The 22243-nt window shown below is 71.6% G+C and carries 28 protein-coding genes and 1 pseudogene; 10 read left to right on the forward strand and 19 right to left on the reverse strand.

Annotated features, from left to right (window positions below; genetic code table 11):
* Positions 1 to 2: 2 nt before the first annotated feature.
* Positions 3 to 752: a maleylpyruvate isomerase family mycothiol-dependent enzyme gene (locus tag ABUL08_RS28625; RefSeq protein WP_350933151.1), complete on the forward strand. Its 750-nt coding sequence runs from the start codon at positions 3 to 5 to the stop codon at positions 750 to 752.
* Here ABUL08_RS28625 and ABUL08_RS28630 read toward each other — a convergent pair whose 3' ends face one another.
* Entirely contained in the window at positions 753 to 1979 is a 1227-nt protein-coding gene (locus tag ABUL08_RS28630) for an MFS transporter (RefSeq protein ID WP_350933152.1), read from the reverse strand.
* A gap of 276 nt (positions 1980 to 2255) precedes the next feature.
* A complete protein-coding gene (locus ABUL08_RS28635) occupies positions 2256 to 2687 on the reverse strand; it encodes a DUF6234 family protein (protein ID WP_350933153.1) in 432 nt (143 codons plus the stop codon).
* A 140-nt stretch (positions 2688 to 2827) separates the two neighbouring features.
* Here ABUL08_RS28635 and ABUL08_RS28640 point away from each other — a divergent pair, with 140 nt between their 5' ends.
* Entirely contained in the window at positions 2828 to 3076 is a 249-nt protein-coding gene (locus ABUL08_RS28640) for a hypothetical protein (protein WP_350933154.1), read from the forward strand.
* Between the two features lie 74 nt (positions 3077 to 3150).
* Here ABUL08_RS28640 and ABUL08_RS28645 read toward each other — a convergent pair whose 3' ends face one another.
* Positions 3151 to 3687, reverse strand: a complete 537-nt coding sequence (locus ABUL08_RS28645) for a hypothetical protein (protein ID WP_350933155.1) — start codon at positions 3685 to 3687, stop codon at positions 3151 to 3153.
* Between the two features lie 63 nt (positions 3688 to 3750).
* Here ABUL08_RS28645 and ABUL08_RS28650 point away from each other — a divergent pair, with 63 nt between their 5' ends.
* On the forward strand, positions 3751 to 4182 hold the full coding sequence (locus ABUL08_RS28650; RefSeq protein WP_350933157.1) for an SUKH-3 domain-containing protein: 432 nt from the start codon (positions 3751 to 3753) through the stop codon (positions 4180 to 4182).
* Here ABUL08_RS28650 and ABUL08_RS28655 read toward each other — a convergent pair.
* From ABUL08_RS28655 to ABUL08_RS28675, 5 genes and pseudogenes are all read right to left on the reverse strand, one after another.
* The gene (locus ABUL08_RS28655) at positions 4073 to 4519 is read right to left on the reverse strand and encodes a DUF3592 domain-containing protein (protein ID WP_350933158.1); all 447 of its coding nucleotides are present in this window, start codon (positions 4517 to 4519) and stop codon (positions 4073 to 4075) included. The genes ABUL08_RS28650 and ABUL08_RS28655 overlap by 110 nt on opposite strands.
* A gap of 38 nt (positions 4520 to 4557) precedes the next feature.
* Positions 4558 to 5334, reverse strand: a complete 777-nt coding sequence (locus tag ABUL08_RS28660; RefSeq protein ID WP_350933159.1) for an aminoglycoside adenylyltransferase family protein — start codon at positions 5332 to 5334, stop codon at positions 4558 to 4560.
* 68 nt (positions 5335 to 5402) lie between these two features.
* Positions 5403 to 5920 (reverse strand): annotated as a pseudogene (locus tag ABUL08_RS28665) (pyridoxamine 5'-phosphate oxidase family protein).
* Positions 5921 to 5971: 51 nt separating this feature from the next.
* Entirely contained in the window at positions 5972 to 6124 is a 153-nt protein-coding gene (locus ABUL08_RS28670) for a hypothetical protein (RefSeq protein WP_350933160.1), read from the reverse strand.
* A gap of 45 nt (positions 6125 to 6169) precedes the next feature.
* Positions 6170 to 6586 (reverse strand): GntR family transcriptional regulator, encoded by a 417-nt coding sequence (locus ABUL08_RS28675; RefSeq protein WP_350933162.1) that lies wholly within the window; start codon positions 6584 to 6586, stop codon positions 6170 to 6172.
* Positions 6587 to 6825: 239 nt separating this feature from the next.
* Between ABUL08_RS28675 and ABUL08_RS28680 the strand changes: the two genes are divergently transcribed.
* Together ABUL08_RS28680 and ABUL08_RS28685 are read left to right on the forward strand one after the other, a co-directional pair.
* Positions 6826 to 7155, forward strand: coding sequence for a DivIVA domain-containing protein (locus ABUL08_RS28680; RefSeq protein WP_350933163.1), 330 nt, complete (start codon positions 6826 to 6828; stop codon positions 7153 to 7155).
* Positions 7152 to 7412: a hypothetical protein gene (locus tag ABUL08_RS28685; protein ID WP_350933164.1), complete on the forward strand. Its 261-nt coding sequence runs from the start codon at positions 7152 to 7154 to the stop codon at positions 7410 to 7412. The genes ABUL08_RS28680 and ABUL08_RS28685 overlap by 4 nt, the downstream gene beginning before the upstream one ends.
* Before the next feature lie 31 nt (positions 7413 to 7443).
* Here ABUL08_RS28685 and ABUL08_RS28690 read toward each other — a convergent pair whose 3' ends face one another.
* Together ABUL08_RS28690 and ABUL08_RS28695 are read right to left on the reverse strand one after the other, a co-directional pair.
* Positions 7444 to 7935, reverse strand: a complete 492-nt coding sequence (locus ABUL08_RS28690) for a GNAT family N-acetyltransferase (RefSeq protein ID WP_350933166.1) — start codon at positions 7933 to 7935, stop codon at positions 7444 to 7446.
* 58 nt (positions 7936 to 7993) lie between these two features.
* Positions 7994 to 8686 carry a SanA/YdcF family protein gene (locus ABUL08_RS28695; RefSeq protein WP_350933167.1) on the reverse strand — a complete coding sequence of 231 codons (693 nt, stop codon included), beginning with the start codon at positions 8684 to 8686 and terminating at the stop codon, positions 7994 to 7996.
* A gap of 89 nt (positions 8687 to 8775) precedes the next feature.
* On the opposite strand from ABUL08_RS28695, the gene ABUL08_RS28700 reads away from it, so the two are divergent.
* Entirely contained in the window at positions 8776 to 9261 is a 486-nt protein-coding gene (locus ABUL08_RS28700; protein WP_350933168.1) for a GNAT family N-acetyltransferase, read from the forward strand.
* Here ABUL08_RS28700 and ABUL08_RS28705 read toward each other — a convergent pair.
* The 3 genes from ABUL08_RS28705 to ABUL08_RS28715 all read right to left on the reverse strand — a co-directional run bounded on the left by ABUL08_RS28705 (position 9249) and on the right by ABUL08_RS28715 (position 10503).
* Positions 9249 to 9611, reverse strand: coding sequence for a PH domain-containing protein (locus tag ABUL08_RS28705; protein WP_350933169.1), 363 nt, complete (start codon positions 9609 to 9611; stop codon positions 9249 to 9251). The genes ABUL08_RS28700 and ABUL08_RS28705 overlap by 13 nt on opposite strands.
* Before the next feature lie 72 nt (positions 9612 to 9683).
* Positions 9684 to 10007 carry a hypothetical protein gene (locus ABUL08_RS28710; RefSeq protein ID WP_350933170.1) on the reverse strand — a complete coding sequence of 108 codons (324 nt, stop codon included), beginning with the start codon at positions 10005 to 10007 and terminating at the stop codon, positions 9684 to 9686.
* A gap of 187 nt (positions 10008 to 10194) precedes the next feature.
* On the reverse strand, positions 10195 to 10503 hold the full coding sequence (locus ABUL08_RS28715; protein WP_350933171.1) for a 4a-hydroxytetrahydrobiopterin dehydratase: 309 nt from the start codon (positions 10501 to 10503) through the stop codon (positions 10195 to 10197).
* Positions 10504 to 10687: 184 nt separating this feature from the next.
* Here ABUL08_RS28715 and ABUL08_RS28720 point away from each other — a divergent pair, with 184 nt between their 5' ends.
* The gene (locus tag ABUL08_RS28720) at positions 10688 to 11128 is read left to right on the forward strand and encodes a (deoxy)nucleoside triphosphate pyrophosphohydrolase (protein WP_350933172.1); all 441 of its coding nucleotides are present in this window, start codon (positions 10688 to 10690) and stop codon (positions 11126 to 11128) included.
* A gap of 79 nt (positions 11129 to 11207) precedes the next feature.
* Here ABUL08_RS28720 and ABUL08_RS28725 read toward each other — a convergent pair whose 3' ends face one another.
* The 6 genes from ABUL08_RS28725 to ABUL08_RS28750 all read right to left on the reverse strand — a co-directional run bounded on the left by ABUL08_RS28725 (position 11208) and on the right by ABUL08_RS28750 (position 18887).
* The gene (locus ABUL08_RS28725; RefSeq protein WP_350933173.1) at positions 11208 to 12311 is read right to left on the reverse strand and encodes a succinate dehydrogenase/fumarate reductase iron-sulfur subunit; all 1104 of its coding nucleotides are present in this window, start codon (positions 12309 to 12311) and stop codon (positions 11208 to 11210) included.
* Positions 12312 to 12314: 3 nt separating this feature from the next.
* Complete coding sequence (locus ABUL08_RS28730; RefSeq protein WP_350933174.1) at positions 12315 to 14228, reverse strand: fumarate reductase/succinate dehydrogenase flavoprotein subunit; 1914 nt, start codon at positions 14226 to 14228, stop codon at positions 12315 to 12317.
* A gap of 14 nt (positions 14229 to 14242) precedes the next feature.
* On the reverse strand, positions 14243 to 15049 hold the full coding sequence (locus ABUL08_RS28735; RefSeq protein WP_350933176.1) for a hypothetical protein: 807 nt from the start codon (positions 15047 to 15049) through the stop codon (positions 14243 to 14245).
* Between the two features lie 253 nt (positions 15050 to 15302).
* On the reverse strand, positions 15303 to 16754 hold the full coding sequence (locus ABUL08_RS28740; protein ID WP_350933177.1) for a TldD/PmbA family protein: 1452 nt from the start codon (positions 16752 to 16754) through the stop codon (positions 15303 to 15305).
* Positions 16755 to 16868: 114 nt separating this feature from the next.
* The gene (locus ABUL08_RS28745; protein ID WP_350933178.1) at positions 16869 to 18305 is read right to left on the reverse strand and encodes a TldD/PmbA family protein; all 1437 of its coding nucleotides are present in this window, start codon (positions 18303 to 18305) and stop codon (positions 16869 to 16871) included.
* 33 nt (positions 18306 to 18338) lie between these two features.
* The gene (locus tag ABUL08_RS28750) at positions 18339 to 18887 is read right to left on the reverse strand and encodes a Uma2 family endonuclease (RefSeq protein WP_350933179.1); all 549 of its coding nucleotides are present in this window, start codon (positions 18885 to 18887) and stop codon (positions 18339 to 18341) included.
* Positions 18888 to 19125: 238 nt separating this feature from the next.
* Between ABUL08_RS28750 and ABUL08_RS28755 the strand changes: the two genes are divergently transcribed.
* From ABUL08_RS28755 to ABUL08_RS28765, 3 genes are read left to right on the forward strand one after another with little or no spacing between them, the layout of a single operon-like run.
* Positions 19126 to 20229: an ABC transporter ATP-binding protein gene (locus tag ABUL08_RS28755; RefSeq protein ID WP_377521814.1), complete on the forward strand. Its 1104-nt coding sequence runs from the start codon at positions 19126 to 19128 to the stop codon at positions 20227 to 20229.
* Positions 20226 to 21239 (forward strand): ABC transporter ATP-binding protein, encoded by a 1014-nt coding sequence (locus tag ABUL08_RS28760; RefSeq protein ID WP_350933180.1) that lies wholly within the window; start codon positions 20226 to 20228, stop codon positions 21237 to 21239. Before ABUL08_RS28755 ends, ABUL08_RS28760 begins: the two co-directional genes overlap by 4 nt.
* Positions 21236 to 22243 (forward strand): ABC transporter permease, encoded by a 1008-nt coding sequence (locus ABUL08_RS28765; protein WP_350933182.1) that lies wholly within the window; start codon positions 21236 to 21238, stop codon positions 22241 to 22243. Before ABUL08_RS28760 ends, ABUL08_RS28765 begins: the two co-directional genes overlap by 4 nt.

Consider the following 22243-nt stretch of genomic DNA (forward strand, 5'->3'; position numbering starts at 1 on the left):
GGATGCGCGTCTTCGACATGATCGTCGACGAGCGGCGCCGGGCGGCCGACCTGTTCAGCGGACTCACGGCCGACCAGCTCCGTCGGCCGAGCCTCTGCGCGGGCTGGACGGTGCACGACGTGGCCGCCCACCTGACCACCTACCTGCGGTTCGGCCAGTTGAAGATCTACACCGCCATCGTCACCACGGGCGCCGACTTCGACCGCTTCAACCTGCTGCTGACCCGGCGGGCCGCCCGCCTGCCGATCGAGCGGATCGTCGCGCGGCTGCGCCGGGGCGCGGCCTCCCGGACGACGATCCCGCGCTCCGGTTACGACCCGGTCCTGAGCGACCTGCTGCTGCACGACCTCGACGTACGGGTACCGCTCGGCATCCGCCGCGACACCCCGGAGGACCGGCTGCGGGTGGTCTTCCGGCACCTGACCCAGGAGCCGTCACCCGGTTACACGATGGGCGACCGGCTGGCCGGCCTGCGGTTGGTGGCCACCGACACCGGCTGGACGTACGGCTCCGGCGCGCTGGTGCGCGGCTCGGCCGACGAACTGCTGCTCGGCATCAGCGGGCGCGCGTGGGCGTTCGACCGGCTGGCGGGGGACGGGCTGCCGCTGCTGCGGGCGCGGGTGCTGGGCCGGACCCGGCCGGGCGCGGCCACCCGGCTGATGGCGCCGCTGCGGGTGCTGACGAGCCCACCGCCGCGCGACCGGCGTGCCCGGACGGCGGTGGCGCCCGCGCAGGTGCGGCAGGACGGCTGATCATCGCTGGTGGCCGCGCCCGGACGAGCCGAGTGCCACCGGCCGGAGGTCGGGCGTCCCGGCCAGCAGCAGCGCCGACAGGGCCGCGCAGGCCGCCGCGCCGACGAAGACCAACCCTGGTGACCCGTACGCCAGCAGCCAGCCGAACGCCGCGCCGGCCGCGACCGGCACGACGGCCTCCGCGACGGCGCCGAGTCCGGTCAGCGCCCCCTGCACGGTGCCCTGCTCGTGGTCCGCGACGCCCCGTGAGATCCACGACTGGGTGGCCGCACCGGCGACCGACCCGAGCACGCCGACCACCAGGAGGACGTAGAGCAGCCACGGCACGGCGACGAACGCCGTCCCCAGCAGCGACGCGGCGCCGGCCAGGCTGCCGGTCACCGCGGCCCGCTTGTCGCCGAACCGGCGGACGACCGGGCCGACGGCCCAGGCCTGGAAGGCCGCGCCGCCGAGTGCCCCGGCGGCCATCACGACGCCGACGTGCGTGCTGTCCCAGGCGAACCGGTACGTCAGGAAGAACGCCCACACCGACTGCTGGGTCATCCGGGCGACGTCGGCGCAGAAGCGGGCGTACGCGAGCCGCCCGAGCACCGGCCGGCGCAGGACGGCGGCGAGCGAGCCGACCGGGTTCGCCATCCGCAGGCTCAGCGGGGTGGTGCGGTCGCCGGGCCGCGACTCGGGCAGGACGAACCAGCCGTAGGCGACGTTGGCCAGGGAGAGCGCGGCGGCGGCGAAGAACGGCAGGCGTACGTCGACCGCGCCGAGCAGGCCGCCGATGGTCGGACCGGCGACGAAGCCGAGCCCGAACGCGGCACCGAGCAGCCCGTAGGCGCGCGCCCGCGACTCCGGCGCCGTGACGTCCGCGATGTACGCGTTGACCACGGTGTACGTCCCCGCGCACGCCCCCGCGAGAGCGTGGAACACCAGGAGGGTCCAGGGGCCGGACGCCGTCGCGTGAGCCAGCCAGTCGGCGCCGAGACAGGTCAGCGACGCGAGCAGGACGGGTCGTCGACCGTACCGGTCGGAGAGGCGTCCGAGCAGCGGCGAGACGACGAACTGGAGCAGTCCGTAGGTGGAGCCGAGCAGGCCGGACCAGAGGACGGCGGTGCCCGCGTCCCCGGTGACGGTCGTCATCAGGGCCGGCAGGATCGGCACGATCAGGCCGAGCCCGAGCATGTCCAGGAAGACGGTGACGAGGAGGAAGGGGAGGGCGGGTGCCCGGCGCATTGCGGCTCCTGAGTCGTGAGAGGGGCGGGGCCCCCTCGCGACTCACGGCGTGCCGAAAGTACGGAGGATCAGATTATCGGTGCTGTCAAAGGGTTTTTTGTGGTCGCTCGGCGAGCCCTCTGCCGGGCGGCCCTCGTGTGGAACGGTCCCGGGAAGTCCGATCGGTGGTCGACGTGGTGGCCCGTCGGGTCGTTCACGTCGGGTGCCGAGTCCTGCACGATCCGACGGGCCGGCTGGCCCCGCTCACGGCCGCGTGCGGCACCCCGGACTGACTCGCTATCCGCCCGGGCAGCGGGTGTCGCCGCCGCTCAACTCCACGCAGTGCCCCGGTGGCCCGGGCGGGGCCGGTGCCGGGGTGAGGCTCCGGTAGGCGGAGGCGGCGACGACCAGGCCGGGAATCGCGAGCACAACGGCCAGCACCAGGAAGACGATCGCGGTACGGACCAGCCGCAGCCGGTACGCCACGACCGCGATCACGGCGGGCCCACCCGCCGCCACCAGCACCCCGATCAGCAGGGCGTGGTTCGCCTGCCGCCGGAGCCCGTCGACGTCGGTGGGCTCGTCCGAGTAGTTGGCGGCCCACTGGTGCATGCCGATGCCGAACACCCACCAGGCGACCGCGAGCAGGCCGCCCACCCAGAGCAGCACCAGGCACCCCACCAGCGGGCCGCCGGGGCGCCCGGAGGCGGTCGTCGCCGGAGTCGTCATGCGGCCCAGCCTGGTCGAGGCGGGACGGCTTGCGCATGAGCCGGCGTACTCAGCGGGCCATGCCGTCCGGACCTGGCCGGTACGGTGGGCGACGTGACGCAGCTCCGCGTCCCGCCCGTCGGGTGCGTTCCTCCGGGCCCATGAACGAGGAGGATGACGTGCCCGCCGACGGCCATCGGGATTCGTCCTGCTACCACTATTCGATCGGGCTGCCGCTCGGTGACGGGCAGGACGACGTTCCGGCCCTGTTGCGGCACGTGGCGAAGTCGATCGAAGACCTGGCCGAGTACGGCACGGCCGACGTGGTGGGCCTGATGTACAGCAATGACGAGGTAAACGAGTACGGCGAGTGGCCCCGCATGACCGTCTTCTACACCCTCGACCAGTGACGCCGACGAGGGCACGGGTTTCACCAGGCCGAGGGTAGGTGAACCGGCCTCAAGCAGGGGACACCCCGCCGTGGCTACCGCCCGGCCGCCGCGCGGGCGATCAGGGGAGGCCCGTGGTCGGGCATGACGACGATGAACAGCCACGGTCCGAACTCGACCCTGGCAAGTCCGATCGGCCCGTCGACGGCAAGCGCCGCGACCAGGGGCGGTGCCCCTTCGACGATGCGGTCCAGTCGAGCGTGGTGCTTGGCCAGTAAGGCGGCAGGGCCGTTGATCCACAGCTTGATCTCGGCCCCCCGGCGCAGCGCGTCGAGCAGTTCGTCGCGCATCGGTCCCGCCACCGCCGTCAGGACCCGTTCGTGCAGTCGTTCCTGTCCGCAGGGTCGGGTCGGGGCGACGGCAGCCCGGTGGCGGCAGGTCGGGCAGGCCGAGTCGTCCTCGTGGTCGAAGAGGTGCAGGTACAACTCGACCCGGTCCTCGGTGAGCCCGCACAGGGTCTCCTCGCCGCCCCAGGCGTGCTGCACACCCGGTTGACGCCTCTGCACCGCCGCGCCGAACTGGGCCGGGACCCGTGCGGTCGCGAAGGACCAGCCTTCCTGATCAGCAGACATCACGGCGCGAGGGTATCGAGGGGCAGAGAGCGGCCTCCCGGGACGTGACCTAGGTTCGGTGCGGTGAGAGGGACGAGCGACCTTGCCGACCAGACCCGTCAGGCACTGGAGGCAGCGGGGTGGCGTCCCGGCCGGACGATCGAGATCGCGGGCGGGGAGGCGGAACTCGTCGCGGACGGCTTCCCGCCGCTGCACCCGGTCGCCCGCCGGTTCCTCGCCGAGTACGGGGGACTGAGGTTGCCGTACTCCGGGCCCGGCGTGACCCGCGCCCGCGAGGCGATCGAGCTGATGCCGGACGCGTGCAGTGGGGAGGCCGACCGGTTCATCGAGTGGAGCGAGCACGTCCAGCGCCGGAAGAAGTCGACTGAGCCGGCATCTCGACTCGTCACGGCATGTTCGCGTAGCGGAGGGGGAGCCGAGGTCGGGGTCGGCGCCACGCCAGGCGGGTCAGGACGGCGAAGGCGATCAGCAGCACCACCGCCGGGAGGACGATGAACCACCCGCCCCGGTCGCCGACCTCACGCACCCGCAGGCACGGGTCGTTCCCGGCGTAGTGGACGCGAACGGGCTGACCGGTGGTCACCGTCCGATTCGCGTCCACCGTGACGCGCAGGTCTGATTCACAGACCTCGCCCCGGTCCGTGGTGAACCGGACCGTCAGGAAGGTCCTCGCTCCGCGATGCTCGACGGTCAGCACGTCGGCCACTGTCTCCGATCCCCGACGTTCGTCCATGACGGACCAGATGGCGATCGTCGTGAGCGTCAGCGCGAAGACCAGGCCGAACGCCGAGAACACCCGCAGGAGGGTGCGGCCCGGCCGTCGGCGTCTCACAGCCGGACCCTAGGACCGGCCCGCAACGGCTTCCCGTGTCATCGCGGGTGCAGGCGGTCGATCTCGGCGAGGACGTGGTCCACGTGCGGGCGCACCCGGGCCATCAGCTCGTCGCTCCAGCTCTCCTCGGAGTACGTGCGGTTGAGGTAGAGGTCCCGGGCGTGTTCCAGGACGGGGCGGTGCTCCGGCGGGAGGTGGGCCAGCGCCCAGTCCGCGGCGGCGTCCTTGGACCTGATCTCGCCGGTGGCGATCGTGGTCCAGATGCGGGCGAAGGTCAGCAGGACGTTGCGGGTGTCGCCGACCAGGTCGTCGAGCAGGCCGGGAATGCCCGCCACGGTCGCCCGCACGAAGTCCGCGTGCGGAACCGCATCGAGTACGCGGGCCGGCGGCGGGCCGGTGAGCGGATGATCGCCCTTCAGCGTCATGGTGAGCAGCAGGGCCAGGTCGGGCATCGGTTCCGGCTGGGGTGGCCCGTTGGTCTCGAACTCGTCGCGCAGCCACTCGCCGTAGACGAAGTCGGCGGTCGGCGGGTAGCGCCAGGGGCATACCTCGGACTGGACCACCACGGTCAGCTCGACGGGACGGGCCTGGTTGCGAGAGCCGGAGAGTCTCAGGAGACCGTCGAGGAGGCCGCGCCGTTCCTGGTCGGTCATGCCGCGCCGGGTGACGACGAGGACATCCAGGTCGCTGGCCGGTCTGAGGCCGCCGAGCACGGACGAGCCGTGCAGGTAGCTGCCGACGACCTCCGGACCGAGCACCCGTTCCACCAGCCCGACGATCCGTTGAACCTGATCCATCGCGCCAGTCTCGACCATTGTGGAGGTAGAGCGCCTCGGGATTTTCGGTGTCGCCCGCTTCCCAGACGTGATCACCGGCAGGTCAGTCAGCGACGCCAGAACTGGCGGAGCGCGAACCCTTCACGTCGCAGCCAGTGCTCGGTGTAAACGATCCGCTCCGGCTCGACGACCACCAGCGTGTCCTCGGGTGGCTCGGACAGTAATCGCCCCCGCTCGGCGTGCTCGTTCTCCCATCGGAACGCTTCCCAGTAGTGCGCACGGTCCGGATGTCCCGGATCGAGCACCCGGGCAGCTCCGAAGAGTTGAGCCCCGCGGCTGCTGGCCAGCCCAATCAGCGGCGCGAAGATCCCGACGGAGATCCGTGGATCGGCAGCGATGTTGCGCATCTTCGGAGAACCCGGCGCGGCCGTGAACAGCACCGCGAACCCGAGCGAGAAGTACCGCACCGGAGCACCGGAGTGGCCAGCGGCCCGTCCGGACCAGCGGTCGCGAGCACGCACATGTTCTGCGACGACAACAGATTGAGAATGCGCTCTTCAAGCCGTTCACGATCGAGCCGCTTCGCCGGGGTGGGCTCGGCCAGCCACGGATTCGTCAACGGCATGCGGCGTCCTCGATCATGGCGAGCACCCTACCGATCCGGCCTGTCCCGCGCTCACAGCCCCAGCTCAGCGCGGAGTTCGCCCAGTGCGATCGGTCGGTCGCCGCTCTCGATGCGGGCAAGCGCTGCGAGCGCGGCTGCCACGTCCTCGCTGTCCTCCGCGCGTTCGGTTGCTTTCGCCACGTCCGCCGGCTCGATCGCGTCCACCTGTTTCCTCCGCTCTGCCTCCGCCCGATTGTCAGTCAGGGACGGTCAGGCGGTGGGTGGGCGGGTCAGTTCGACCTCGTCGCCCGGCAGGACCTCGACGTCGCCCTTTGCGTCGCGGATCTCCAGCACCGGTACGCCCTCGTCGAGCTGCATCGCCCGGCGCTCGCCACCGCTGGGCATCCGCGCAATGACCGATGCGCCCGGCGGCAACTCGACCCCCCGGCGCTGCGGCGTCTCGCGGACATAGCTGCCGTGTCCGCGAACGGTGTTGACCATTCCCTCGGAGCGCAGCAGCGAGATCGCCATCCGGACCGCCTCGCGGCCGATCCCGTGTTCCTGGGTCAGGCGGGCTTCGCTTGGCAGGGCCGAGCCAGGCGGCAGCTCTCCTGCCTCGATCTGCTCGCGGAGGAAGTCGGCGAGCTGCACGTACACCGGGGTGTGCGACCGCGGATCGATGGCCATAGCGCATAAGCCTCGTTCCCCTGTGGGCAAGTCTGGTTGTGCCCCTGAGCCCCTGGCCGTATAGTCGCAGTGACAGTCAGTGCTCGGGTGGAAACGCTCGAACGCGTGACTGCGTGTGAGCAGCCCTGCTGCCGTACTGCTGAGTGGAGCTGCGGTGGTGGGGCGGGGTGGTCGGCCCGCACGCGGCGGGTGGGTGCGGCCACCCCTTCCATCCGACGACGCAGAGAGGTGGAGCGATCGTGCGTGCCTTTTTCCGAGGCCCAGGCCGACGCCGAGGGCGGAACGAGCGGGCGCAGCGGGGACCGGGGAACACCTACCGCTCCTCGTCGTACGTCCCGCTGACGCCCTGGCAGGTGCGGGAGCGACGGTTCCGGCCGACCCGCCTCGGCCGGCGCGGCCTCGACCCGGCCGAGGTGGCCCAGTTCCTCGACCGGGTCGCCGATGAGCTGACCGCCGCCTACCGGGCGCTCGGCGACAGCCGGCAGGAGACGGCCCGGATCAAGGACGCGCTGCGGCGCTGGCAGTCCGAGCAGGCGCAGCAGCGGGTCAACGCCGGGCACTACCGGTGACGGCCGAGCGGGAGCGGTTCGTCGTACACCTGCCGGTGGCCGCCGGTGACCTGGGCGGCGCGGTACGGCTGGCCCGGGTGGTGGCCCGCTGGGCGAGCCTGCTGTCGGTGGCCGACCCGGGGGAGACCACCGTCTCCGCCGAGGACGACCAGGGCGTACGCCATCGGGTCTTCTGCGACCTGCGGCTGCCCGGCGGCCGGCGCTGCCTGCTGCGGGCCGACCACGACGGGCCGTGCGCCCGTCGGCTGACCCGCTGACGCCGGGGTCGGGGAAGCGCCCCGAGCGCAATTACCGGAGGGATTTCGCCATCACCCGCTCGCGGTGGACGCCGTCGGGCATCAGGTCGCCGACCTGCCCGGTGTACGCCAGCCCGTGCCGCTCGTAGAGCGCCGTCGCCGGGGCGTTGCCGTCCGCCACGGAGAGGCGCAGCACCTCGGCGTCCACCCGGCGGGCCCAGCGTTCGACGTCCCGCAACAACTCGTCGCCGACGCCCCGGCCGCGCCCGGCCGGTGCCACCCACATCGAGATCAGCTCCACCACCCCGGGCTCGTCGGTCGGCACGCCGCTGGCCATGCCGACGGGTTCACCCGCGAGCAGGGCGACCACGTTGTACGAGCCGGGAATGCCGAGCCGGCCGCGCCAGCGCTCCTCGCGGTCGCCGTCGCCCTGCCAGTCGGCGAGCCGGGAACCGAACGCGTGGGGCGCCTCGGCGAGCGCCGCCAGGCGCAAGTGTCGCCAGGTCGGCCAGTCGTCGGGGGTGAGGGTGCGCAGTTCGATCATGTGGGCAGCGTGCCCGGTGGCGGGCGGGTGCCCAACCGGTTTTCCGGCGGTCCCGGGGTCAGCCGGTGCGCAGCGCGTCCTCGACGCCGGTCTCGTGGCGGCCCAGGTGGACGGGATCGCGACCGGTGAGGACGTCCACCGCCGCCTTCACGCAGGCGCCGTACTCCCGGGTGGAGCTGATCCGCCACCGCTCGGCGTAGCGGCGCGCGGTGTCGTCGCCGACGCCGACCGCGTCGATGCCCAGGTGGCGGCAGAGCGCGACCGCCCGGGGCAGGTGGAACGACTGGGTCACCACCGTCGCCCGGTCCACCCCGAAGATCCGCCTGGCCCGCGCGCACGAGTCGTACGTGTCGAAGCCGGCGTAGTCCATCACGACCTTCTCCGCCGGCAGCCCGTGGTCGAGCAGCCAGCGCCGCATCGCCTCCGGCTCGTTGTAGCCGGCGTGCATGTTGTCGCCGGAGACCAGGATCGCGCGGACCCGGCCGGCGGTGAAGAGCCGCCGGGCGATCTCCAGCCGGCCGGTGAGGAACGGTGACGGCGTGCCGTCCGCCTCGACCTTCGTGCCCAGGACCAGGGCGACCGGCTCGTCCGGCACGTCGGCCTCGGCGAAGAGGTGCCCCGCGGCACCGTCACGGATCCAGCGCACGCTGCCGATGGTCGCGCCGGCCAGCAGCACCGCGCCGACGGCGGCCACCACGAGCGCGGTGCGGAGCACCCGCCGGTTGCACCACCGTCTGACAAACCCTCGCATCCGGACGAGTATCGCAGCCCCACCCGGTGCGCCGGGGCCCGCACAAAAGGGAGCGACCCGCGCGGCCGGCCACGGCTACCGTGTCGGGGATGAAGACCCTGAGACTCGCACCGATGACCGACGAGCAGTACGAGCGGTACCGGGAACGCGCCGAGGAGGAGTACGCGCAGAACATCGCCGACTCCGGTGCCATGCCGCTGCCGGAGGCGCGGGAGAAGTCCCGGGCCGACTACCAGCGCCTCCTGCCGGCGGGGCTCGCCACCGAGGGCCACCGGCTGTGGACGGCGTACGACGGCGACGACGAGGTCGGGCGGCTCTGGCTGCACCTGGAGCAGAAGTCGGACGGCGTGCACGCCTTCGGCTACGACCTGGAGGTCCGCGAGGACCTGCGCCGCAAGGGCTACGGTCGCGCGATGATCCAGGCCGCCGAACGGGTCTGCCGGGAGCTGGGCGTGGTCTCGATCGGGCTGAACGTCTTCGGCTTCAACGCCGGTGCCCGCGCGCTCTATGACGAGATGGGCTTCGAGGTCACCTCGGTGCAGATGCGCAAGCGCCTGGGCGGTCAGGAGATGTAGTGCAGGATCACGTTGTGCACGTGGTGGCTCTTCTCCGCGCCCCGGAACTCCACCTCGTAGGTGTGCGCGCCGACGTGGATCGCGATCGCCCCGGTGGAGAAGAACGACCCGCCCCACGACTTGTTGCTGACCACGCTCACGCTGGTGATCTTCGCGTACGGGATGCTGGTGATGGCGAAGCGCTTGCCGACGAATGAGCGGTCCTGGATGATCACCCGCCGGTCGGTCAGGCCGATGAACCCGGTGCCCGTGCCGATCGCGTCGTAGACGGCGATGATCTGTTCGCCGTTGAGCAGGCCGCTCTGGATCTGCTGGAACTGTTCCTTGCGGTCGTACGTCGCCTTGGCCATGCGGTCCACGGTAGGCAGTACGCGCCAGGGGGCCCGCCGACGTGGTCGGCGGGCCCCCTGCGCGAGTTCGGATCAGTGGTTGGTGCGCGGGTCGTTGTCCCGGCTGCGGCTGCCGGACTTCGCCAGGCCCCGGCTGATCAGGTAACCGATGGTCAGCAGGGTGATGTACCACCACGCCTTGTCGGCCGCGAAGTAGTCCGCGCCGTTGTTCGCCGACCCGTCGCCCACGGCGTTGGAGGCGATCAGCACCCCGATCACGGAGAGCAGATAGACGGCCAGCTCGGTGGTCTTCCACGAGGGCTTGGTCTCGTCGCCGTGCCGGTTGAGGTGCCGGGCGTCGCGGTCCAGGTGACCGTGGTCGGTGTGGTCGGTCGTGTGGGTGGTGGACGTAGCCATCTGAAGCTCCCAAAAGTGCGTATCGAGTGGTTCGTCCCTTGCGAGAGGGTTCGTGGTCTCCCGCCGGGATTCAGGTACCCGTACGTACTTCGCCGGAAACAAGAATGTTCTCAGCTTCTTTTCAGCCACTCGCCCCGTACGCCCGGATCGGCGCACGATCAGGGGGTGTCGAGCCGGCGGTGGGAGGTCAGGAGTTGGTGACGGCGCGGACGGCGTCCTCGATGCGGGCGGCGAGCAGGACCTCGCCCTCGGTCAACGGCTCGCCGTCGCCGTGCCCGACCCGGATCTGGGTACGATCCGCCCGCCGGCTGATGTCCGGGCGTACGCGCAGCGCGTCCGCGACCACCTTCACCCGCTCGGTGAGGGCCGCGTGCTGGGTGTCGTCCAGAACCAGGGTCCGGCGGATCTGCTCACCCTCGCGGGTCCACCCGGAGAGCAGGGTGAGCGCGTCGCTGAGGTAGTCGTGCTTCGCCCGGCCGCTGAACAGCACGCGCATCACCGCACCTCCCAGGCGTCGTTGCCGGCTTGTGGCCAAATCGTCGCCATCCCGTGTCCTCGTCGACGACCTCTAGTCTGTCGTCGCACCGAAGGTGTGTCCACGCCCACACTTCCGAGTTCTCCTGGCCTGACGGACGAGGGCGCTACCCAAACCGCCGATTGATCTGGCACGCTGGACGCCCGTGCGGACCGAACGGGTAAGCGGAAACGGACAGGCCGACCGACACGAGCCGAGAGTGGTCGTCGGGGCGGCGATCATCGCGGGCGGGCGGGTCCTGGCCTGCGCCCGGGCCGCCCCACCCGAGGTGGCCGGCCGGTGGGAGTTCCCCGGCGGCAAGGTCGAGCCGGGGGAGAGCGAGACCGCAGCCCTGGTCCGCGAGTGCGCCGAGGAACTCGCCGTACGCGTCGAGATCGGCGACCGGGTCGGCCGCGACGTGCGGATGGCCCACGGCCGTTCGGTCCTCAAGGTGTACGCGGCCCGCCTGCTGCACGACGACCAGCCCACGGCGCTGGAGCACTCCGCGCTGCGCTGGCTCTCCGCCGCCGAACTGGACACCGTCGACTGGCTGCCCGCCGACGCCCCCATCGTCGCCGCGCTCCGCCCGCTGCTCGCCCCACGCTGAGCGGAAGCGGACAGCAGGTCGAAAAGGGGACGGGGGCCGGCGGCAGTCGCCGCGGCCCCCGTCGTCGTTGTCGCCCTGCTCAGTGCTTCGGTTCGTCCTGCTGCGGGTGCGCGAAGTTGAGGTGCTCCGGCGGCAGTGGGAACGTGACGTCGTCGCCGAACGGCGACGGCGCCGCCGCCCGGTCGAAGGTCAGCTCCGTGAGCGGCAGCTTGCCGTTGTCGTCGACCGCCGGGGCGGTCGGGTGCGGCACCTCGCGGTGCCAGTTGACGCCCTGCTGCACCTGGGCCTCGGCCCGCGCGTCGTGCGAGCCGCCGGCGTGCGAGTGCACACCGCCGTGGGCTGCGCTGGCGGTCACGGCGCCGCGGTGATGCCCGCTGGTCGAGCTGGTCTGAGGCACCTGACCCCTCCGGAAGATCTTGCTACCAAGCCACACGAGGGGATCGTACCTGCGGTCGACGACCCGCTCCTTCATGGGGATGATCCCGTTGTCCGTGATCTTGATGTGCTCGGGGCAGACCTCGGTGCAGCACTTGGTGATGTTGCAGAAACCGAGACCCTGCTCGGCCTGCGCGTACTCCTTGCGGTCGGTCTTCGCGTCGAGCGGGTGCATGTCCAGCTCGGCGGCCCGGATGAAGAACCGCGGGCCGGAGAAGGCCTGCTTGTTCTCGTCGTGGTCGCGGATCACGTGGCAGACGTTCTGGCAGAGGAAGCACTCGATGCACTTGCGGAACTCCTGCGAGCGCTCGACGTCCACCTGCTGCATCCGGTAGTCGCCCGGCGCCAGGTCGGCCGGCGGCGCGAACGCCGGGGTCTCCCGGGCCTTCTCGTAGTTGAACGAGACGTCGGTGACCAGGTCCCGGATCACCGGGAACGTCCGCAGCGGCGTGACCGTGACCGTCTCGTTCTCCTCGAACGTCGACATCCGGGTCATGCAGCTCAGCCGCGGCTTGCCGTTGATCTCCATCGAGCAGGAGCCGCACTTGCCGGCCTTGCAGTTCCACCGGCAGGCCAGGTCGGGAGCGTCGGTGGCCTGGAGCCGGTGGATGACGTCGAGGACCACCTCGCCCTCGTTCACCTCGACGGCGTAGTCCTGCAGGTCGCCGCCGTTCTCGTCGCCCCGCCAGATGCGGAACTGTCGCTTCGCCCCCGGCTTGCCGGCCGCCGGTGAACTGTGGTTGCCCATTGCTCAGCGCTCCTCTTCCGCAGCGAGGGCGTCGAACTCGGCGAGCTCCTCGTCGGTCAGGTACTTGGCCAGCTCCGCCCGGTCGAAGAGACCGATCAGCTCCGGCCGCATCTTCGGCAGCGGCTTGTGCGTCAGGCGGACGGTGTCGCCGTCCAGCGCGCAGACCAGGTTGACCCGCCGCCACGCCGGATCCATCGCCGGGTGGTCCTCCCGGGTGTGCCCGCCGCGCGACTCCTGCCGCTCCAGCGCCGCCTTCGCGGTGCACTCCGACACCACCAGCATGTTGCGCAGGTCCAGCGCCAGGTGCCAGCCCGGGTTGTAGCGCCGGCCGCCGGCCGCGCTCACCTTGGCGACCCGCTCGCGCAGCTCCGCCAGCCGGCTCAGCGCGTCGACCAGCTCGCCCTCCCGCCGGATGATGCCGACCAGGTCGCCCATGACCGCCTGGAGGTCCTGCTGGAGGACGTACGGGCTCTCGCCGGTGTCCCGCTGCAGCGGGGCCAGGGCCGTCTCCACCGCCGCCTCGACCGCCGCGACGGCGATCGTCGGGCGCGAGCTGAGCTGATCGGCGTACGAGGCGGCGTGGCCGCCGGCCCGCTTGCCGAAGACCAGCAGGTCGGACAGGGAGTTGCCGCCGAGCCGGTTGGAGCCGTGCATGCCGCCGGAGACCTCACCGGCGGCGAAGAGCCCCCGCACGGTGCCGTACGCCGCCCCGGAGTCCGGGTCCACCTCGACGCCACCCATGACGTAGTGGCAGGTCGGGCCGACCTCCATCGGCTCGGCGGTGATGTCGACGTCGGCCAGCTCCTTGAACTGGTGGTACATCGACGGCAGGCGGCGACGGATCTCCTCCGCCGAACGCCGCGAGGCGATGTCCAGATAGACGCCGCCGGCCGGCGTACCCCGACCGGCCTTGACCTCGCTGTTGATCGCCCGCGCCACCTCGTCGCGGGGCAGCAGCTCCGGCGGACGCCGGTTGTTGTCCGGGTCGGTGTACCAGCGGTCCGCCTCCTCCTCGGTCTCCGCGTACTGCTTGCGGAAGACGTCGGGGACGTAGTCGAACATGAACCGCTTGCCGTCGGAGTTCTTGAGCACGCCGCCGTCGCCGCGCACCGACTCGGTGACCAGGATGCCCTTCACCGAGGGCGGCCAGACCATGCCGGTCGGGTGGAACTGGAGGAACTCCATGTTGATCAGCGTCGCCCCGGCGCGCAGCGCGAGGGCGTGACCGTCCCCGGTGTACTCCCACGAGTTCGAGGTGACCTTGTAGGAGCGGCCGACGCCGCCGGTCGCCAGCACCACGGCCGGCGCCTCGAAGAGGACGAACTCGCCGGACTCCCGGTAGTAGCCGAACGCGCCGGCCACCCGGTCGCCGTCGAGCAGCAGCTCGGTGATGGTGGTCTCGGCGAAGACCTTGATCCGCGCGTCGTAGCTGCCGAACTCCCGCTTGTCCTCCTGCTGGAGGGAGACGATCTTCTGCTGGAGGGTGCGGATCAGCTCCAGGCCGGTCCGGTCGCCGACGTGCGCCAGGCGGGGGTACTCGTGGCCACCGAAGTTGCGCTGCGAGATCTTCCCGTCCTTGGTGCGGTCGAAGAGCGCGCCGTACGTCTCCAGCTCCCAGATCCGCTGCGGCGACTCCTTCGCGTGCAGCTCGGCCATCCGGAAGTTGTTGAGGAACTTGCCGCCGCGCATGGTGTCCCGGAAGTGCACCTGCCAGTTGTCCCGGCTGTTCACGTTCCCCATCGCGGCCGCCGCGCCGCCCTCGGCCATCACCGTGTGCGCCTTGCCGAAGAGCGACTTCGAGATGATCGCCGTCTTCTTGCCGGCGAGCCGGGCCTCGATCGCCGCGCGCAGGCCGGCGCCGCCGGCCCCGATCACGACGACGTCGTAGTGGTGTCGTTCGATTCGCGTCTCAGTCATGTCCAGGGCTACCTCTAGTTGATGAAGCGCAGGTCGTTGAACCAGCCGGCGGCCACCGCCATGACATAGAAGTCGGTCAGCGCCAGCGTGCCGAGGGTGATCCAGGCGAGCTGCATGTGCCGGACGTTGAGCTTGGAGACGAACGTCCACGCCTTGTAGCGCACCGGGTGCGCCGAGAAGTGCTTGAGCCGACCGCCGATGATGTGCCGGCAGGAGTGGCAGGAGATCGTGTACGCCCAGAGCATCACCACGTTGACCAGCAGGATCACGTTGCCCAGGCCGAAGCCGAAGCCCTTCGGCGAGTGGAACGCGTAGATCGCGTCCCAGGTGTTGATCAGCGAGATGATCGCGGCGGCGTAGAAGAAGTAGCGGTGCAGGTTCTGACCGAGCAGCGGGAACCGGGTCTCACCGCTGTAGGACTTGTGCCCGTCCGGGACCGCGCAGGCCGGCGGCGAGAGCCAGAACGACCGGTAGTAGGCCTTGCGGTAGTAGTAGCAGGTCAACCGGAACAGCAGCAGGAACGGCAGGGTCAGCGCCGCGTCCGGGATGATCCACCAGCCGGGCAGGAAGCTGCCGAAGTGCGAGGAGCCCTCGACGCACCGCTCGGTGACGCAGGGGGAGTAGAACGGGGTCAGGTAGTGGTACTGCGGCACCCAGTAGTCGCGGTGCATGAACACCCGGACCGTCGCGTACGTGACCCAGGCGCCGAGCCCGATGACGGTGATCAGTGGGGCGAGCCACCAGCGGTCGGTCCGCAACGTCTTCGCCGCGATGGCGGCGCGCGCTCGCCCGCCCCGCGGCCTCGTTGCCGTTGATGTCATTCGAGTTCGTCTCCCTGACGGGCAGCCCTCGCGGGCGGCGGATCTCGTTCGGTACCGGTCAGCGGACCGGCGAGACCGCGTCCACTGCCACGTCATGCGCACACACCAACGACCGCACCGGCGTGACGGCGCAGCTAAGTGACACACGTTACGCCGATCTTCGCGGCCCGGCCGCGCAACGCAGTGTCCCGTGTGTCCCGCAGGTTGGAAAGACCCTAGACCAAGATCAATATGTGAACCACGGCCCGAGCGGTCAGCCGGAGGCGCCGCCGGTGAAGTTCCAGGCGGCCAGCCGCAGCGGCGGCGCGTCCCACCAGGAGCCGTCCATCCGGTCCGGCTGCCGCACCGACCGCCGCCCCAGGCCGCGTACCGCACCCGGCCCGAGCGCGCGGGGGTAGGACTCGGTGAACCGGAAGTCCCGCACCGCCCGGGTGGGCACGCCGTCCTCCACCAGCCACACCCCGTTGCGGGTCAACCCGGTGATGACCAGGCTCTTCGGGTCCAGCACCCGGGTGTACCAGAAGTCGCTGACCAGCAGGCCGCGCTCCATCCCGGCGACCAGCTCGGCGGTGTCCGGGTCGGCCACCGCGCCGGTCACCCCGCCCGCCACTGCGGGCAGCCGGTCGGTGGGGTCGTTGCCCCGGGTGCCGGCGTGCGTGGCGCCGTCGGTCGCACCATCGCCGGTCGGGGCGGGCAGGAGCCGGAGGTTGTGCGGGATCGGGCCGAACGTGGCCGCGCCCGGCATGCCGTGCCCGGTGGAGCCGGTGCCCGCCTGCGCGCCGCTGCGCCGGTCGTGCACCACCGCCCGGGTCACCCCCGCGTCCACCAGGGTCAGCGGCCCACGGCCGGTGCCCTCCAGGTCGTACGGCAGGGTCGAGGAGTGCAGCGGGTCGTCGACCAGGGACACCGCCGGGTCGAACTGGGCGGCACCCAGCTCGGCGAAGCTCTGCCGCTCGGCGTACCGCTTGCCGTTGAAGCCGTACCAGGCGAGATTCTGGAGGAGGTCGGCGACGGCGGCCGGTTCGAGGACCACCTCGTAGCGCCCCGGTGGCAGCTCGACGGGGTCGGCGGCGGCCCGCGCCTTCGCCGCCGCCCGGGCCCCCAGGACGGCGCCGTCGAGGTCGGCGAGCCGGTCGGCGCAGAGCCGGGCCACCCCGTCCGACCCGCCGGTACGGGCGATGCCGTCCATCGCCGCCTCCGCGCTGCGCCCCTGCGCCGAGTGCCCGGCCGAGTTCGCGAACGCCCCCGACCGGTACGACGTGCGGCAGAAGCCGGCCGTCTCCAGCCCCTCGGCGGCGTCGACGAAGGCGCGTACCCGCGCGGCGCGCTCGTCCGGGTCGGCGTGCCCGGTGGCCTCGTCCGGTGCCGTCCCGGGCGGCACCGGCGACGGCGCCGTCAGCCCCGGCCAGGCCGGGTCGACCGGGCAGAGCCGGGCGGCGGTCAGCGTCCGCTCGACCAGCGCCCGCAGGCCGTCCGGGTCGACCAGGCTCCCGCCTCCCGACGCGGTACGTCCGTCGACGTGCACCCGCAGCCGCACCGTGACGCCCGACTCGGCGACGTTCTGGTGGATGAACGAGTTGGCGAACCGGGTCAGCGCCAGATCGGTCCGGGTCACCACGGCCTCGGCCTGCGCGTCCGGCCCGGCGAGCCGCCGGACCAGCTCCACGACCCGACCCGCGATCTCCAGCTCACTGCTCGCGCTCACCGGGCTCGCCTTTCGTTCGCGACTGCGGGGCTCCGCTTCGCTGCACTCCTCGCGCTCACCGGGCTCGCCTTTCGTTCGCGACTGCGGGGCTCCGCTTCGCTGCACTCCTCGCGCTCACGCGCGTACCCCCACTCGGACGTTGCGGAAGCGGGCCGGCGCGGAGGGATGGCCGGTGTGGCCGATCTGGCCGGGTTGGCCCTTGCCGCAGTTCGGCGTCCCCCACGGGACGATCTCGCTGGAGAGCATGTCCATCGAGCGCCAGAAGAGCGGACCGATCCCCGTGTAGGTGGGGTTGCGCAGCATCCGCCCGCGCCGGCCGTTGCGCACCTCCCAGCCGACCTCGCAGCCGAACTGGAAGTTGAGCCGCTTGTCGTCGATCGACCAGGAGCGGTTGACGTCCATCAGCACGCCGTCGTCGGTGGCGGCGATGATCTCGTCGAGGGTGTGCGGGCCGGGTTCCAGGCCGACGTTGGTCATCCGCACCATCGGCAGCCGGGCCCAGCCGTCCGCGCGTACGCTGCCGCCGTAGCCGAGACCGGCGACGGCGGCCGAGTCCCGGCCGGCGAGCACGCCCACCCACCGGCCCTCACGGACCGCGTCCCGCTTGACCGCCGGGGAACCCTCGTCGTCGAAGCCGAAGCTGCCCAGCGCGCCCGGGATGGTCGGGTCGATGGTGACGTTCATCAGCTCGGAGCCGTAGCGCAGCGAACCGAGCTGGGCCAGGTCCAGCCAGGACGTGCCGGCGAAGGCGGCCTCCCAGCCCAGGATCCGGTCCAGCTCGATGGCGTGCCCGACCGACTCGTGGATCTGCAGGGCGAGCTGCTCGCCGCCGAGGATCAGGTCGGTCTCCCCGGCCGGGCACTCGGGCGCGGTGAGCAGCTCCCGGGACTCCTCGGCGATCCGGGCGGCGTGCCCCACCAGGTCGAGCGAGGTGACCAGCTCCCAGCCGGTGGTGCCGTACTGCCCGCGGTAGCTGGGGTAGGAGCGGCGCTGGGTCTCGCCGGCACCGATCGAGGTGGCCGAGATGCCGCCGCCGCACTCGCGGATCCGCTGGTCGATCCGGTGCCCCTCGCTGGAGACGAACCACTTGGCGGTGTCCCAGATCTGATAGAGCCCCTCGGCCAGGTCGGCGCCGTGCTCCCGCATCGTGCCGGTGGCCCGGACCAGCAGGTCACCCTTGTCGGAGAGGGCCACCCCGAGCGGGTCGACGTCGCAGCCGGAGGACCAGCTCGCCACGGTCGGCTCGGCGGCGACCAGGTCGATCGGCGGGCCGGGGACCCGCGCGCTCGCGGCGGCGATCCGCGCGGCGCGCCGGCCGGCGTCGCGGGCCGCGGCGTCCGACAGATCCGGTACGGCGTGGAAGCCCCAGCCCGACCCGACCAGCGCCCGCACGCCCAGCCCGATGCTCTCGTCCTGCGCCAGCTCCTCGATGTCGCCGTTGCGGGCGGACATCGACTCGTAGCGGCGGTGCATCACCCGGACGTCCGCATAGCGGGCACCGGCGTCGAGTGCGGCCTGTACGGCGGCACCCGCCGCATCGAACTCGCTCATGCGACCGACCCTAGGCGAGCCGACCGACATCCGTCAGGGGACGAGATCCTCCGGCCGGATCGTCGCCCGCACCGGCTCGCTCAGCTCCAGGACCTGGCCGGGCTTGGTCACCGACTGCTCCTTGTAGTGGCTGTGGTGCCGACGGTGCAGGTGCAGCGTGGCGTTCTCCTGTTCGATCAGGAGATACCACTCGATGCCCGCGGCGGCGTAGTAGTGCATCTTCAGCACCTTGTCGGTGGCCGCGTTGCTCGGCGATATGATCTCGCAGACCAGTCGCACGTCCCGGGCTTCGACGTTGAGTTCGTCGAAGTCGATCGGGCCAGTGATGACCAGGTCGGGAATCGGGATCCGGCCGGGCCGGAGCCGCACGTTGACCCCTTCGAGCACGTGCAGCCCTGCCGCTCGCGCGGGGAGGCGCAGCGCGGCCCGCAACTCGCCGGAGATGTTCTGGTGTCGTGGGGTGGGGGCTGGGGTCACGTGGAGGCTCCCGTCGAAGAGTTCGACGCGCTGAGACGTCTCGCCGAGCGCGAGGTACTCCTCTTCGGTCCACGGTCCGTCGTGGTCGAACACCGCCGCCGTCATGGTCACCTCCACCTCGCCGCCGGCGAGAATCTTGACGTTGCCGCCCGGTCCATGGTCGCACCCGACGTGCGACGGGGGAGGGGTGACATCGAGTTGCGATGGTGGATGTCCAGCGTGAGGACTGTTCACGGCCGCAACGGAGTCGTTACCCTGGGGCCGCTGACAGCTTCCGGCTTGTAGCTTATTTTCGCCCTCAGACGTTTGTTGTAGGTTCTCTTCAACACTGAGGGAGGCGGTCGTGGGCAGCTCGGAGTCGTCGCCGTCCGGGGAACCGGACCGCCCCCGCGTGCCGGAGCAGCGCTCCGCCGACGGGCCCTACCTGCGGGTCGACGATCTGCGGGTCCGGTTCGACACCGAGGACGGCGTGGTGCGGGCCGTGGACGGGATCTCCTTCGCCGTCGAGCGGGGGCGGACCCTCGGCATCGTGGGTGAGTCCGGCTCCGGCAAGAGCGTCACCTCGCTGGCCATCCTCGGCCTGCACGACACCAAGCGCGCCACGGTCACCGGCGAGATCTCCGTCGGCGGCCGTCAGCTGGTCGGCCTGCCGGAGGAGGAGGTACGGCGGCTGCGCGGCCGGGACATGTCGATGATCTTCCAGGACCCGCTGTCCGCGCTGCACCCGTACTACACGGTCGGCCGGCAGATCGCCGAGGCGTACCGGGTGCACCACCCGCGGGCCGGTCGACGGGAGGCGCGCGGGCGGGCGGTGGACATGCTGGGCCGGGTGGGGATCCCGCAGCCGGCCCGCCGGTTCGACCAGTATCCGCACGAGTTCTCCGGCGGGATGCGGCAGCGGGCGATGATCGCGATGGCCCTGGTGAACGATCCGGACCTGGTGATCGCGGACGAGCCGACGACGGCGCTGGACGTGACGGTGCAGGCGCAGATCCTGGACCTGCTGGCCGACCTCCAGGCCGAGTTCCGCTCGGCGATCATCCTGATCACGCACGACCTCGGGGTGGTGTCGCAGGTGGCGGACGACGTGCTGGTGATGTACGGGGGCCGGGCGGTGGAGCGGGGAACGGTCGAGCAGGTGCTGCGGCGCCCGCAGCATCCGTACACCTGGGGTCTGCTGTCGAGCGTGCCCTCGTTGCGGGGTGACGCGGACGCGGACCTGGTGCCGATCGCCGGCAGCCCGCCGTCGTTGATCAACCTGCCGTCGGGGTGCGCGTTCCACCCGCGCTGCCGGTACGCGGGCCGCAACGGTGACCGCTCCCGCACCGAGGTCCCCGAGCTGCGCCCGGCCGGCGAGGAGGGCCACCTCGTCGCCTGTCACCTGCCGGCGGACGAGCGCACCCGGCTCTATCAGGAGGACGTCGCCCAGGTCGGAGTCGCCCGATGAGCGAAGCGTTGCTGAAGGTCCGGGGGCTGACCAAGCACTTCCCGGTGCGGAACGGATTCCGGGCGTCCGGGATGGTCCGGGCGGTCGACGGGCTGGACTTCGACGTCCGGCCGGGGGAGACGCTGGGCCTGGTGGGGGAGTCCGGCTGCGGGAAGACCACCACCGGGCGGATGCTGGTGCGGCTGCTGGAGCCGACCGACGGCACCATCGAGTTCGCCGGCCGGGACATCACCCACGCCCGGCGGGGCGCGCTGCGGCCGTTGCGGCAGGACCTCCAGATCATCTTCCAGGATCCGTACGCCTCGCTGAACCCGCGCCACACGGTCGGCCGGATCGTGGCCATGCCGTTGCAGGTCAACGGCATCACCCCGCCCGGCGGGGTCAAGAAGCGCGTGCAGGAGCTGCTCGAACTGGTCGGGCTGAACCCGGAGCACTACAACCGCTACCCGCACGAGTTCTCCGGCGGGCAGCGCCAACGCATCGGCATCGCCCGCGCGCTCGCCCTGCGGCCCAGGCTCATCGTGGCCGACGAACCCGTCTCCGCCCTCGACGTCTCGATCCAGGCCCAGGTCATCAACCTGCTACGCGACCTGCAACGCGACCTCGACCTGGCGTTCGTGTTCATCGCCCACGACCTCGCCGTCGTGCGGCACTTCTGCCACCGGGTCGCGGTCATGTACCTCGGGAAGATCGTCGAGATCGGTGACCGCGACGACATCTACACCCGCCCCCAGCACCCCTACACGCGGGCCCTGCTCTCCGCCATCCCCGACGTCACCACGCTCGGGCCGGCCGGCCGGATCCGGCTGAGCGGGGACGTGCCGACCCCGCTGAACCCGCCGTCGGGCTGCCGCTTCCGTACCCGGTGCTGGAAGGCCCAGGAGCGGTGCGCGACGGAGGAACCCGCGCTGGTCGCCCGCGACGGCGGCCGGCAGTCGACCGCCTGTCACTTCCCGGAGGCCGGCACCATCGCGGCCGACACCGGCGAGAACCTGGAGGTGGCCCCATGAGCCTGTCCCCGGTGGAGGGTGCGGCGCGGGCGGAGATCGCGCCGGCCGCCGACCCGGTCAAGCCCGCCGAGAAGGCGTTCGTGGGCCGGTCGCCCGGGCAGCTCGCCTGGGCCCGGCTGCGCCGGGACCGGACCGCGGTGGTCAGCGGCGCGGTGCTGCTCTTCTTCATCCTGCTCGCGCTGGCCGCGCCGCTGGTCTCCCGGCTCTACGGCGTCGGCCCGAACGAGCAGTTCTCACACCTGCTCGACGGCAACGGCATGCCGCTGGGTTACGTCGGCGGCATCACCGGCGACCACTGGTTCGGCCTCGAACCGCGGCTGGGCCGGGACATCTTCGTCCGGATGGTCTACGGGATGCGGACGTCGCTCTTCATCGCCTTCGCCGCCGCGCTGGTCACCACCGCGATCGGCGTGATCGCCGGCATCCTCGCCGGTTTCCTCGGCGGGGTGGTGGACGCGGTGATCAGTTGGATCACCGACGTGGCGTTGGCCCTGCCGTTCCTCATCTTCGCGCTGGCCGTGGTGCCGACCGTGGCGCTGCGCTTCTACGGCCCGCGCGAGGAGGTGCCGCCGACGTTCCAGGTGGCCGTGCTGATCGGCATCTTCGCCGCGTTCGGCTGGACCAGCACCGCCCGGCTGGTCCGCGGTCAGGTGATCTCGCTGCGCGAACGGGAGTTCGTGGAGGCGGCCCGGGCCAGCGGCGCCGGACTGGGCCACATGCTCTTCCGGCAGCTCCTGCCGAACCTCTGGGCGCCGATCCTGGTCGCCTTCTCTCTCGCGGTGCCGCAGTACATCACCGGCGAGGCGGCGCTGTCGTTCCTCGGCATCGGCATCCTCGAACCGACCGCCGACTTCGGCCGGATGATCTTCCAGAGCATCCCGTACCTGCAGACCGATCCGGCGTACGTCTTCTTCCCCGGCGTCACGATCTTCCTCCTCGTGCTCGCCTTCAACCTGCTCGGCGACGCGCTGCGTGACGCGCTCGACCCGAAGTCGTCCCGGTAG

The sequence above is a fragment of the Micromonospora sp. CCTCC AA 2012012 genome, from assembly GCF_040499845.1.
Classification (GTDB): Bacteria; Actinomycetota; Actinomycetes; order Mycobacteriales; family Micromonosporaceae; genus Micromonospora; species Micromonospora mangrovi.

Coding starts and splice junctions, on each gene's coding strand:
- ABUL08_RS28705 (WP_350933169.1), bottom strand. CDS start 9,611: ATGGCCAAGGCGACGTACGACCGCAAGGAACAGTTCCAGCAGATCCAG.
- ABUL08_RS28725 (WP_350933173.1), bottom strand. CDS start 12,311: ATGGGCAACCACAGTTCACCGGCGGCCGGCAAGCCGGGGGCGAAGCGA.
- ABUL08_RS28745 (WP_350933178.1), bottom strand. CDS start 18,305: ATGAGCGAGTTCGATGCGGCGGGTGCCGCCGTACAGGCCGCACTCGAC.
- ABUL08_RS28690 (WP_350933166.1), bottom strand. CDS start 7,935: ATGATCGAACTGCGCACCCTCACCCCCGACGACTGGCCGACCTGGCGA.
- ABUL08_RS28750 (WP_350933179.1), bottom strand. CDS start 18,887: ATGACGGCGGCGGTGTTCGACCACGACGGACCGTGGACCGAAGAGGAG.
- ABUL08_RS28630 (WP_350933152.1), bottom strand. CDS start 1,979: ATGCGCCGGGCACCCGCCCTCCCCTTCCTCCTCGTCACCGTCTTCCTG.
- ABUL08_RS28700 (WP_350933168.1), top strand. CDS start 8,776: ATGAAGACCCTGAGACTCGCACCGATGACCGACGAGCAGTACGAGCGG.
- ABUL08_RS28730 (WP_350933174.1), bottom strand. CDS start 14,228: ATGACTGAGACGCGAATCGAACGACACCACTACGACGTCGTCGTGATC.
- ABUL08_RS28640 (WP_350933154.1), top strand. CDS start 2,828: ATGAACGAGGAGGATGACGTGCCCGCCGACGGCCATCGGGATTCGTCC.
- ABUL08_RS28675 (WP_350933162.1), bottom strand. CDS start 6,586: ATGGCCATCGATCCGCGGTCGCACACCCCGGTGTACGTGCAGCTCGCC.
- ABUL08_RS28660 (WP_350933159.1), bottom strand. CDS start 5,334: ATGGTCGAGACTGGCGCGATGGATCAGGTTCAACGGATCGTCGGGCTG.
- ABUL08_RS28765 (WP_350933182.1), top strand. CDS start 21,236: ATGAGCCTGTCCCCGGTGGAGGGTGCGGCGCGGGCGGAGATCGCGCCG.
- ABUL08_RS28735 (WP_350933176.1), bottom strand. CDS start 15,049: ATGACATCAACGGCAACGAGGCCGCGGGGCGGGCGAGCGCGCGCCGCC.
- ABUL08_RS28635 (WP_350933153.1), bottom strand. CDS start 2,687: ATGACGACTCCGGCGACGACCGCCTCCGGGCGCCCCGGCGGCCCGCTG.
- ABUL08_RS28695 (WP_350933167.1), bottom strand. CDS start 8,686: ATGCGAGGGTTTGTCAGACGGTGGTGCAACCGGCGGGTGCTCCGCACC.
- ABUL08_RS28710 (WP_350933170.1), bottom strand. CDS start 10,007: ATGGCTACGTCCACCACCCACACGACCGACCACACCGACCACGGTCAC.
- ABUL08_RS28760 (WP_350933180.1), top strand. CDS start 20,226: ATGAGCGAAGCGTTGCTGAAGGTCCGGGGGCTGACCAAGCACTTCCCG.
- ABUL08_RS28715 (WP_350933171.1), bottom strand. CDS start 10,503: ATGCGCGTGCTGTTCAGCGGCCGGGCGAAGCACGACTACCTCAGCGAC.
- ABUL08_RS28625 (WP_350933151.1), top strand. CDS start 3: ATGCGCGTCTTCGACATGATCGTCGACGAGCGGCGCCGGGCGGCCGAC.
- ABUL08_RS28645 (WP_350933155.1), bottom strand. CDS start 3,687: ATGTCTGCTGATCAGGAAGGCTGGTCCTTCGCGACCGCACGGGTCCCG.